8 protein-coding genes are annotated in these 9,124 nt (G+C 66.9%); 1 reads left to right on the top strand and 7 read right to left on the bottom strand.

Annotated elements, in window-relative coordinates; all coding sequences use genetic code 11:
* Nucleotides 1–2 precede the first annotated feature (2 nt).
* The 3 genes from AC3DEV_RS06510 to AC3DEV_RS06500 all read right to left on the bottom strand — a co-directional run bounded on the left by AC3DEV_RS06510 (nt 3) and on the right by AC3DEV_RS06500 (nt 4,725).
* A complete protein-coding gene (locus AC3DEV_RS06510) occupies nt 3–1,811 on the bottom strand; it encodes a DUF262 domain-containing protein (RefSeq protein ID WP_488371616.1) in 1,809 nt (602 codons plus the stop codon).
* A gap of 55 nt (nt 1,812–1,866) precedes the next feature.
* The gene (locus tag AC3DEV_RS06505) at nt 1,867–3,498 is read right to left on the bottom strand and encodes an ABC-F family ATP-binding cassette domain-containing protein (RefSeq protein ID WP_256819338.1); all 1,632 of its coding nucleotides are present in this window, start codon (nt 3,496–3,498) and stop codon (nt 1,867–1,869) included.
* A gap of 432 nt (nt 3,499–3,930) precedes the next feature.
* Nucleotides 3,931–4,725, bottom strand: coding sequence for a thioesterase family protein (locus tag AC3DEV_RS06500; protein ID WP_488371615.1), 795 nt, complete (start codon nt 4,723–4,725; stop codon nt 3,931–3,933).
* A 36-nt stretch (nt 4,726–4,761) separates the two neighbouring features.
* Here AC3DEV_RS06500 and AC3DEV_RS06495 point away from each other — a divergent pair, with 36 nt between their 5' ends.
* The gene (locus AC3DEV_RS06495) at nt 4,762–5,982 is read left to right on the top strand and encodes a lycopene cyclase family protein (RefSeq protein WP_488371614.1); all 1,221 of its coding nucleotides are present in this window, start codon (nt 4,762–4,764) and stop codon (nt 5,980–5,982) included.
* Here the strand turns inward: AC3DEV_RS06495 and AC3DEV_RS06490 are convergent.
* From AC3DEV_RS06490 to AC3DEV_RS06475, 4 genes are all read right to left on the bottom strand, one after another.
* Complete coding sequence (locus AC3DEV_RS06490; protein WP_488371613.1) at nt 5,944–6,798, bottom strand: hypothetical protein; 855 nt, start codon at nt 6,796–6,798, stop codon at nt 5,944–5,946. The two genes, AC3DEV_RS06495 and AC3DEV_RS06490, sit on opposite strands and share 39 nt — an antisense overlap.
* 138 nt (nt 6,799–6,936) lie before the next feature.
* Nucleotides 6,937–7,395 (bottom strand): metal-sulfur cluster assembly factor, encoded by a 459-nt coding sequence (locus AC3DEV_RS06485; RefSeq protein WP_371517556.1) that lies wholly within the window; start codon nt 7,393–7,395, stop codon nt 6,937–6,939.
* Between the two features lie 17 nt (nt 7,396–7,412).
* On the bottom strand, nt 7,413–7,865 hold the full coding sequence (gene sufU, locus AC3DEV_RS06480; protein ID WP_067716299.1) for a Fe-S cluster assembly sulfur transfer protein SufU: 453 nt from the start codon (nt 7,863–7,865) through the stop codon (nt 7,413–7,415).
* Nucleotides 7,862–9,121 carry a cysteine desulfurase gene (locus AC3DEV_RS06475; protein ID WP_488371612.1) on the bottom strand — a complete coding sequence of 420 codons (1,260 nt, stop codon included), beginning with the start codon at nt 9,119–9,121 and terminating at the stop codon, nt 7,862–7,864. The genes sufU and AC3DEV_RS06475 overlap by 4 nt, the downstream gene beginning before the upstream one ends.
* Nucleotides 9,122–9,124: the final 3 nt, after the last annotated feature.

Genomic DNA, 9,124 nt, shown 5'->3' with positions numbered 1-9,124 from the left:
CTTCAGAAGGCGAACTTCTCCATTGTCATCGAGACGAGCATCTCAGTGCGTTCGTTGATCTTCTGAGCCGTCCAACTGTCAGCTGACACGACGGATTTGTTCAGCCATCGACCATTCTTGAATCCGATGTAGTTGCCCTTCGCGTCTATAGCGTCGCGCTTCCTGGTGAACGCCCAGTTCGTCAAGTTGCTGTTGTATCGGGTGAACGTGAGGTTGCCAATACGGTGAACGAGTTCGGCCTGAACCTCCCGCGCTCGTTCTGCCGCATCATCCCCAGTGCCGCCTAGATCTCGAACCCACTCGCCCGCGAGGTTGTCGGATTGAGGCAGAATGTGTTCGATAGTCCAGTCATACCTGTTGCTGGTCCTCGACCAGAAATTTGCTTCGTTTTCCTTGGTGAAGTGATCTGCTTCCAGAGATGCGAAAATGAATCTCAACATATCTACGTTATCTTCGTATATAGGACCACGCAATGCCGCTGAAAACTCGGCCTCACTGGCGGACTCCGCTACGAGCCTCGACCGAATAAAGCTCTCAATCTGTTCTTCTGAAGCGCTCTTGCTTGATTCTATGATCTCCATAAACATGCGGTCGATACGGTGGGTTGGTGGAGTGTTGGTAATGTTGCGCCGCACGAAAAACGACGTCAGCAATCGAGTCACCCCAGTCAAGGTTCTCGAGGAGACAACGAGGTCATCTTGTCTTGCCATAAGTTGTAACAGGAGCATGTAGGAAGCGGCGCCCTGAGCGCGTCTTAAGGACTCGAGTTCTTTGTCGAGATCAGGCCCGTATGGGGAGTTTTTCGTGTGCCCAAGGATTACGGAATACTTCTCGCCGGCGGCCGTTATCTGATCGATATACCGTCCCACGTTCACGCTGATGAGCTTTTCGTGCAGGTCCACAAGGTTGGACCGGGTGGCGATGCGTGAGGAGTCACTGCCCGCCAAGGTGCTTCGAAACGCGTTGTAATATTGGCGGAAAAAGCGCTCCTGGGTTGAATAGCTATCCCCTAGTGACCCGAGGAGGAGCTGCCACTTCTCGAAGGCTAGGTCAGTTGAATTGCCTGCCCTAGTAGTCTCCGACAGTACGGTGTTCTTTAGGATATCCACCGGAGTGAGCGGCATTCCTCTGTTATTTAATGACTCGAAGAGTCGGAAAGCGTTGGCATGGCTGTGGACAGTAATGTTGACAATAACTGATTGGTTGATCTTCTTAAGAAGGGCGAAAACCTCGTCCAGAATTGCCGGACCAGTGAGGTCCCTCGTTATTGCATCGACGCGCCTGCGAAAATGTCCGAAAGCCAGCGCTATTCTCCTGTTGCCATGATTTACCGGCTTGGGTGCTGCCGGTATCAATCCAATAGAATGAAGAAGATAACGGTAGTCATCATTGTTGGTGTTCTGATCTTGGAGATGTAGCCTTGGGAACCCGTCCTTGGAAGACACGAGTTGCTTCTTGAGTCCTACGAAGTCGGCTAGCTGATCATCGTCGAGGTCGGCCTTGTTGTCTCGAAGGATCGCGTAGAGAGTCGCAAGCAGAACGGATAGGGAGGTTATCCGTTGCTGCCCGTCGATGAGTTCGAAGACGTGCTCATTGACGTCGCCGGATAATCTCGCGAGACTGATGATGGTGCCAAGGAAATGTCCCTGGGTACTTTCAGACTCGTAGATGTCGTCGAACAGCTCATCCCACTGGTTCTTTCCCCATGAGTACTCGCGTTGGTACTTTGGGATCACGTACCTGACTGTGGAATGTGGGCTGAGCAGCTCGATAATCGGCTGGTCATTTGCATTGAACATTCCGGTCGACATGGGAAATGTCTATCAGATGGTCCCGTCGGGCGACGTCGAACCCGCGTGTTCGAACTCACGCGAGTTCGACGATCTCCATGTACTCCTGGCTCCATAGGTCCTCCGTGCCGTCCGGCAGGATGATGACCCGCTCCGGCTCCAACGCCTCCACGGCGCCGGGGTCGTGAGTGACCAGCACGACCGCACCCTCATACGTCCGTAGAGCATCGAGGACCTGCTCGCGCGAGATCGGGTCCAGGTTGTTTGTGGGCTCGTCGAGCAGCAGCACGTTGGCTGCCGAGGACACCAGCCCGGCCAGCGCCAGACGCGTGCGCTCACCACCGGAGAGCGTGCCTGTCGGCTGCTCGAGTTGGGGGCCGGTGAACATGAACGCCCCCAGCAGGCTGCGCAGCTCCTGCTCCCCCGCGTCCGGCGCGGCGTGGCGGATGTTCTCCCACACGCTGGCGTCCATGTCCAGGGTGTCGTGCTCCTGGGCGAAGTAGCCGATCTTGAGCCCGTGCCCGGAGACGACGCCGCCCTCGCCATCGGTGCGTTCCACACCGGCGAGCAGCTTGAGCAGCGTCGTCTTGCCGGCACCGTTGTAGCCCAGCACCACCACGCGGCTGCCCTTGTCGATCGCCAGGTCCACCCCGGCGAACACCTCGAGCGAGCCGTACATCTTGGTCAGGCCCTTGGCGAACAGCGGAGTCTTGCCACAGGCCGCGGGAGTGGGGAACTTGATCCGTGCTGCTTTGTCGGCCACGCGGACCTCGTCGAGATTGTCGATCATGGCGTCGGCACGCCGGATCATCTGCTTGGCGGCGGCCGCCTTGGTGGCCTTGGCGCCCAGCTTGGCGGCCTGCATCTTGAGCTGCGAGGCCTTCTTCTCCGCATTCGCCTTCTCACGTCGGCGCCGGGCCTCGTCGGTGGCGCGGGCGTCGAGATACTTCTTCCACCCCATGTTGTAGGCGTCGATCTCCCCGCGCACGGCGTCGAGGAACCACACCTTGTTCACCACGGCCTCGAGCAGCTCGACATCGTGGGAGATGATGATCAGCCCACCCTCGTGCTTCTCGAGGAACTGGCGCAGCCAGGTGATGGAGTCGGCGTCGAGGTGGTTGGTGGGCTCGTCGAGCAGCAGCATGGTCTGCGACTTGCCGGCACCGTCGGAGGCGGCGAACAGGATCCGCGCCAGCTCCACGCGGCGGCGCTGACCGCCGGACAGGGTGCCCAGATTCTGGGTGAGGATCCGGTCCTCCAGCCCCAGGCTGTTGCAGATGCGTGCGGCCTCGCTCTCGGCCTCGTAACCGCCGCGGGCGGAGAACTCGTCCTCGAGGCGCCCGTACTTACGCACGGCCTTGTCCATGGCCTTGTCGTCCGGTGCGGAGACCATCTGCTCCTGCGCGGCGGTCATGTCGGTCATGATCACGTCCAGCCCGCGGGCGGAGAGGACCCGGCTGCGCGCGAGCTGGTCCATGTTGCCCTCACGCGGGTCCTGCGGCAGATATCCCAGGTCACCGGTCCGGACGACCTTCCCGGCGTAGGGTTCACCTTCGCCGGCGAGGATCCTCATCGTCGTCGTCTTACCCGCGCCGTTCCGTCCCACCAGGCCGATCCGGTCGCCGGGCTGGACCCGCAACGAGGACCCGTCCATGTGGAGCAGGGTGCGCACGCCGGCGCGCACCTCAAGGTCGTCGATGGTGATCACGTGCGCGGGTACCTCGCTGTAGCGTTCGGGGAAGAGTCGGCGGCCCGCCCGCTGACGAGCCCGGGCCGACCTGCCACTCTACCTGCGGCGCGAGTGTGCCGGCGAGTCCGGTGACGTGGGTCTCCGCGACCAGAGAGCGTGCGCCGAGTTCGCCTGCCGGCGGATTCTCTTGCCGCGCGTCGGTCGCTGCGACCTGTGGGCGGCCTGATTGGCGTACGTCGGATGAGGTCGGCGCCTTGGCGGCGTCGCGTCCTGCTGGCCGCGGGCCGACCGCCGTGTGCAGCCGCTCCTGGCCCTGGCGCCTCGCTCCTGCAGATGTCCACGACAGCCCTCCTCGCCCCTCACGATGGCGTCTCGCCTGCGCATCGGGGCAGGCCAGACGCCATCGTGAGGGGCGGCTGCAAGAGCCTGGCCACCCCGCCCGGCCCGCCTTCAACCCCCGCTGCGCCCGTACAGGTTCTGCACGCTGCGGCCGATCGGACCGTGGTCGTCCGAGAGCAGCGTGTCGGTGAGCACCCCGTGGCCGGGCCCGCCGATCGTCTCCGAATCCAGGCGCACCCAGCCGGGCGCGGGCTCGCGGTGCAGGGAGACCACCAGGTCGCAGTTGATCGTCGGGTGGTCGACCGGGTCGGTGGCCAGGGAGACACCGCTCGCGGAGTCGGCCACCACCACGGTGTGCTGCCACCCGGTCATCCGCTCCCCGGCGACCAGGTCGACCCGCGTCCGCCCCCACGCCCGGGCCGGACCCAGTTCGTCCCCGCCGCCGGATTCGTAGGAGAAGTCGACCACGGAGAGGTACCCGCCGGCGTGGGCGAAACTCATCATGGGATCGCGCTCGCGCCTCTCGGGCACCGGCGGCGCCGCGTGATCGCCCACCACGGGATAGTCCTCGGGAGTGCGCCGCATCAGCCAGCCGCGCGCGACCAACGTCGACCGGCCGCCCACGGACGCGGTCGCCTCGAGCAGCTCCACGCTGCGCCCGGGTCGGATCGTGCGCACCTCGATGTCCAGGGGCGCCACCGGCACGGGGCCCAGGACGTCGACGGACACCCTCGCCAGTCTCATGTCCGGGGCGGAGTCGGAGCCGGAGCCGGCCCGTTCCATGGCCCGCACCAGCAGCGCGCTCGGCGGGCCGGCGTGCTGGGCCTCGGCGGACCACGGCCCGGCGGTGAGTGCCGTGGACTCGAAGCGGGCCTCGTCGACCTGCTGGTAGAACGCGTCGGACATGGGTCCCCTCTCGTGCGGGCGGTAGTGTCGATCCTGATGAATGCTACGGGTGGCGGTCTGTACGACGTCGCTGTCGTCGGGCTCGGTCCCGCCGGCCGCGCGCTCGCCTCCCGCTGTGCCGCAGCCGGTCTCACCGTGTTGGCGCTGGACCCGCGCCCGGATGCGCCGTGGCGCCAGACCCTCTCGGTGTGGGCCGATCAGGTCCCTCCGTGGCTCCGGCCCGGGGCGTGCGGGGTGGACGTGCTCGCCCACACCGTGCCGGATGCCGCCTTGTACGCGCCCGACAGGGCCGTGGTGCACCGTGAGTACGCCGTGTTGGACAACGAGGCCCTGCGCCGCGCGCTGCCACTCGGCCCCGGCGTCACCGTCGAACGCGCGGAGGTCGACGACACCGGGGTCCGGGCCCTCACCGCCCGCGCGCACCGCGTGGTGGACTGCCGCGGCGCCGGCGGCCGGCTCAACCGGGGCCCCCTCCAGACCGCCTACGGGATCGTCGTGGCCGCGGCCGACGCGGCGCCGGCGCTGGGCGGGGAGAACGCCCTGTTCATGGACTGGCGGACCGACTATCTCCGCGGCCGGAACGACGACGACGAGGTCGGGCCCAGCTTCCTGTACGCGATCCCCGTGGGACCGGACCGGGTACTGCTGGAGGAGACGTGTCTGGCGGGCCTGCCCGCTCCGGATCCCGCCGTCCTGGCGAGCCGGCTCCGCTCGAGACTGGCGGGCCGGGGGGTGTCCCCCGCGGCGATCGCGTCACCGCTGTCCGTCGAGCGCGTACGGATCCCGCTCCTGCCCCGCCCCGGGCTGCCGAAGGACCCGCGGGTCGAGGCGTTCGGGACCGCCGGTGGCCACGGGCACGCGGCGACGGGGTACTCGGTGGCGGCGATGTTGGCGGCGGTGCCGGCGGCGGTGCACGCGATCGAGGCGGGATACCCGTTGCCGGCACCGCGGTCGCCGCTGAGCACGGCCCTCCACGGTGTCGGACTGCGTGTCCTCCTGGGGGCCGATGACGGGACCCTGCGGGCGCTGTTCAACGCCTTCGGTCGACTCGACGGTCGCCGTCAGCGCTGGTTCCTCGACGCCGCCAGCCCCTCCTACCAGGTGGCCGCCGCCATGTGGGGCATGTGGTTCTCCATGCCCGCCCGGAACAAGTCCGGGATGGTCGCGGCGGTGCTGCGCCCGTCGGCTCGTACGTCGGGCGGGGGTGTACCGATCACCTCAGCCGGAACGCGGACGGTACCCGTCGAAGGTGAGTGACAGGCCGCCCGGACGCCGCGAGAGGTGGAACATGGTCGACAGCGCCACGGCCGCGACGGCCACGGCCACGAGTTCGAAGGTCTCCTCGATGTACATCAGGACGAGATAGGGCGTCGACATGCCGGCGTCCGCGCGGTGGACGAGACCGGTCAGGCTCTCGATGACGATCGCGCCGGTCAGGAAGACCACGGCCGAGAGGATCAGTGCGAGAACCACCCGACGCTTCAGCGCCAACACGAGGCGGATCAGCAGCGCTCCGACGACCAGCGCGATGATCGCGCCGGGGATCACCCAGTTGTAGAAGGTGTCGAACGGCAGGTACGGGGCCATCCTGTCCCCCACCACGAACAAGCGCTCGTGCAGGGCGGAGGCCTCGTCCACCGAGGCGGTGACGCCGACCGCGGCGAAGAGCCACCACGACTTCCGGAACCTGTCGGCGGTGAGAGCGGCGAGGGCGGCGAAGATACCGACGAGGAGCCAGATCGTCGAGGCGAACCACACCGCGATGTTGCCCTCGGCGCCGATGTCGAAGGCCGTCCACAGGAGGTTCCAGGTGTGCCAGGGCTGATCGCTCCCGGTGCGGTGGACCATGAGGAGCAGGAAGCCGGACAGCGGCGCGAGCAGGATCGACGGGGGCAGTACCACCCACGCGGTCGCCTTGGTGAGACTCATCGTCCGGGCCCGGGCCCGGGCCCGGTCCTGAGAACCGGCCGCGGCGTCCGCCGCGCCGCGGTCCGCATCCGACGGGGTGTCGATCGGGCCACCGGAGGGTCCGCCGTCCGGACGGTCTGACGGTCGGTCAGCGGGGCGAGACATGTATTCAGCGTAAACGGCCGGTGAACGGTACTGCCAATCAGCTCGTCTCGCCCCGCGGCAGGAATGTCGACCCGAACACGAAGAGCGCCTGCCCTCATCGAGAGGGGGCAGGCGCTCTGTCGCGTGATCGAGGCGCGGCTAGACCGTGAAGCCGATGGCGCGGAGCTGCTCGCGGCCGTCGTCGGTGATCATCTGCGGGCCCCACGGCGGCATCCAGACCCAGTTGAGCTCGAGGTCGTTGACGAGATCGGCGCCGATCGTCGCACTGCGGGCCTGATCCTCGATGACGTCCGTCAGCGGGCAGGCCGCGGAGGTCAGCGTCATGTCGACGCGGGCGATCGTCGAGCCCTCGGTCTCACCCGGGCGAACCCAGATGTCGTAGACCAGCCCGAGGTCGACCACGTTGATCCCGAGCTCGGGGTCGACCACGTCGCGCATGGCCTCCTCGAGGTCGGCGACGAGGGCCAGGTCCTCCTCGGACTGCTCCGGCCGGTTGGGGTCGGGGCGGAACTCGCCGTTGTAGACGGTTCCGGCCGGGGTGGCGTTCTCCTCGGTCGACGCGGACTCGTCGACCGACGGATCGTTGGCAGGGGTCATCTGCTCGGTCATGTCACTCACTCCTGATGGTGTTCGGTCTGTCGGCCGAGGGCGTCCTTGAACGCCATCCAGCCCAGCAGTGCGCACTTGACGCGCGCGGGGTACCTCGACACCCCGGCCAGCGCCACGGCGTCGTCGAGGATCTCCTCGTCACCCTCGTCCTGTCCGCGGGAGGAGATCATCGCCTGGAAGGCGTCGACCACCTCCAGCGACTCCGTCACGGGACGGCCGACCAGCAACTCGGCCATCATCGAGGTCGAGGCCTGGCTGATGGAACATCCCTGCGCGTCGTAGGACACGTCCTCCACGGTGGCGAGATCGTCGGACAACTGCAACCGCAGTGTCAGCTCGTCGCCACAGGTGGGATTGACGTGGTGCACCTCGGCGCCGAAGGGCTCCCGCAGTCCGCTGTGCTGCGGACGGCGGTAGTGGTCGAGGATGACCTCCTGGTACATCTGCTCGAGTTTCACGTGAGTGCCCCTTCCACTCCGAAGAACTGCTGGGCCCGGCGCAGGGACCTCGCGAGAGCCTCGACCTCGTCGAGGGTGTTGTACAGCGCGAACGAGGCCCGCACGGTGGACTGCACGCCGAGCCGCCGGTGCAGCGGCCACGCGCAGTGGTGCCCCACTCTCACGGCCACTCCGTCGTCGTCGAGCACCTGGCTCACGTCGTGGGCGTGGATGCCGTCCACGACGAAGGAGACGGCGCCGCCGCGCGAGACCATGTCCGTCGGACCGACGATCCGGATCCCCGGGATCTGGCCGAGGGCGTCGAGCGCGGCCACGGTGAGGGACTCCTCGTGGCGGGCGATGGTCTCCATCCCGACCTGCTCGAGGTAGCGCACCGCCGCCGCGAGCCCGACCGCCTGGGACACCATGGGCACCCCGGCCTCGAATCGCTGGGGCGGGTCGGCGTAGGTCGTCTCCTCCATGGTGACGGTGGCGATCATCGACCCGCCGGTGAGGACCGGGGGCATGGCCCGCAGCAACTCGCGCCGGCCGTAGAGGACACCGATGCCGGTGGGCCCGAGCATCTTGTGGCCGGAGAACGCCGCGAAGTCAACGCCGAGGGCGTGGAAGTCCACCGCCATGTGCGGCACCGACTGGCAGGCGTCCAGCACGACGAGCGCGCCGACGGCCCGGGCGGACTCCACCACGCGGGCGACGTCCGTCACCGCGCCGGTGACGTTGGACTGGTGGGTCAGTGCGACGACCTTGACGGCGTCGGTGAGCTCGAGCGAGTCGAGGTCGATCCGACCGTCGTCGGTCACGCCGTACCAACGCAGTGTGGCGCCCGTGCGTCGGCACAGCTCCTGCCACGGCACGAGGTTCGCGTGGTGCTCGAGCTCGCTGATGACGACCTCGTCCCCGGGGCCCACCGCGTACTCGCCGAAGCGCTGGTCACCCAGGGCGAAGGCCACGAGGTTGAGCGCCTCGGTGGCGTTCTTGGTGAAGACCAGCTCGTCGACGTCGGCACCCACGAACCGCGCGATGTCGGCACGGGCGCCCTCGTAGGCGTCCGTCGCCTCCTCGGCGAGTTGGTGCGCACCGCGGTGGACGGCCGCGTTGGAGTGCAGCAGGAAGTCCCGCTCGGCGTCCAACACCTGCGTCGGGCGCTGCGAGGTCGCCCCGGAGTCGAGGTAGACCAGGGGCTTTCCGTCACGGACCGTGCGCTGCAGGATCGGGAAATCCGAGCGCACGGCGGTGAGATCGAGGGTCGAGGTCATGTT

Source organism: Dietzia sp. IBK-p2-15D, from assembly GCF_057773105.1.
The sequence above is the reverse complement of the archived record's forward strand: the minus strand, read 5'-3'. Positions and strand labels throughout refer to the sequence as shown.

What these genes read in the sequence shown, in the direction of transcription:
- AC3DEV_RS06510 (WP_488371616.1), bottom strand. Translation starts at nt 1,811, where the DNA reads ATGTCGACCGGAATGTTCAATGCAAATGACCAGCCGATTATCGAGCTG.
- AC3DEV_RS06500 (WP_488371615.1), bottom strand. Translation starts at nt 4,725, where the DNA reads ATGTCCGACGCGTTCTACCAGCAGGTCGACGAGGCCCGCTTCGAGTCC.
- AC3DEV_RS06495 (WP_488371614.1), top strand. Translation starts at nt 4,762, where the DNA reads ATGAATGCTACGGGTGGCGGTCTGTACGACGTCGCTGTCGTCGGGCTC.
- AC3DEV_RS06490 (WP_488371613.1), bottom strand. Translation starts at nt 6,798, where the DNA reads ATGTCTCGCCCCGCTGACCGACCGTCAGACCGTCCGGACGGCGGACCC.
- AC3DEV_RS06485 (WP_371517556.1), bottom strand. Translation starts at nt 7,395, where the DNA reads ATGACCCCTGCCAACGATCCGTCGGTCGACGAGTCCGCGTCGACCGAG.
- AC3DEV_RS06475 (WP_488371612.1), bottom strand. Translation starts at nt 9,121, where the DNA reads ATGACCTCGACCCTCGATCTCACCGCCGTGCGCTCGGATTTCCCGATC.